Origin of the sequence: Mesorhizobium sp. M7A.F.Ca.ET.027.03.2.1, from assembly GCF_003999175.1 — a bacterium.
Taxonomy (GTDB): domain Bacteria; phylum Pseudomonadota; class Alphaproteobacteria; order Rhizobiales; family Rhizobiaceae; genus Mesorhizobium.
On sequence record NZ_RZOM01001433.1, the window covers coordinates 1 to 1,171 of the forward strand.

Sequence of the window (1,171 nt, forward strand, 5' to 3'; positions counted from 1 at the left end):
GGTCGGCACCGATACCGACATCGTCCCGCTCTACGGCATGCTCGACGGCAAGGCGCAGGACGCGGCGATCAAGCCGCCGCCGGCCGGCCGCCGCAAGGTGGTGCTGGCCACCTCGATCGCCGAAACCTCGATCACCATCGACGGCGTGCGCGTCGTCATCGATTCGGGCCTGTCGCGGCTGCCGCGCTATGAGCCGGCCAGCGGCCTCACCCGGTTGGAGACCGTGCGCGTCAGCAAGGCTTCCGCCGACCAGCGCGCCGGCCGTGCCGGGCGCACGCAGCCAGGCGTCGCCATCCGGTTGTGGCGGGCCGAGCAGACGGCTGCACTCCCCGCCTTCGCGCCGCCGGAAATCCTTGAGGCCGATCTGTCCGGACTGCTGCTCGATTGCGCTGCCTTCGGCGTTGCCGATCCGGCAGGGCTCGCTTTTCTCGATCCGCCGCCTGTTCCGGCCCTTAATGAGGCAAGGGGGCTACTACGCGCGCTGGATGCCATCGACGACATGGGGCGCCTGACGGACGCGGGTGCAGCGATGCGCAAGCTCGCCCTGCCGGTGCGGTTGGCGCACATGGTTGCCGAGGCAGCCGGCAGCGGCCATGCCTTCGAGGCGGCGATGCTTGCCGTGCTGCTCACCGAACGCGGCCTTGGTGGCGACGGCGCCGATCTGGAGCGGCGGCTGATGCGTTTTCGCGGGGAAAAATCGCCACGCGCTACAGCCGCCAAGCAGCTCGCCGAACGGCTGGCGAGGCAGGCTGGCGAGGCGAAGGGCAGCGAAGCTGCGGCAGCCGGTCCCCTGCTCGTCCACGCCTGGCCGGATCGGGTGGCGAAGGCGCGCGGCGAGCGTGGCCGTTTCGTGCTGGCCAACGGCTCCGGCGCCATGCTCGACGCCGCCGATCCGCTGGCGGGCGAGCCGTTTCTGGTCGTCGCCGACCTGCAGGGCAAGGCACAGAATGCGCGCATCACGGCGGCGGCAGCGATTGGCGAGGACGATGTCCGCGCCGCGCTGGCGGACAGGATCGAGGTCCGCCGTGAAACGAGCTTCGACCGCGACAAGCGCGCCGTGCGCGTCCGCGAAACCGTGCGCCTTGGCGCCATCACGCTTGCCGAGCGCATGCTGCCGCCGCCAATCGGTGCTGACGCCGACCGCGACGTCCTCGATGCGGCGCGCCAGCAC

1 protein-coding gene is annotated in these 1,171 nt (G+C 71.3%); it reads left to right on the forward strand.

The window, feature by feature from the left end; translation table 11 throughout:
- Positions 1-1,171 (forward strand): helicase-related protein (locus EN750_RS35355; RefSeq protein ID WP_281062377.1); only part of this gene is annotated, 1,171 nt, incomplete at both ends.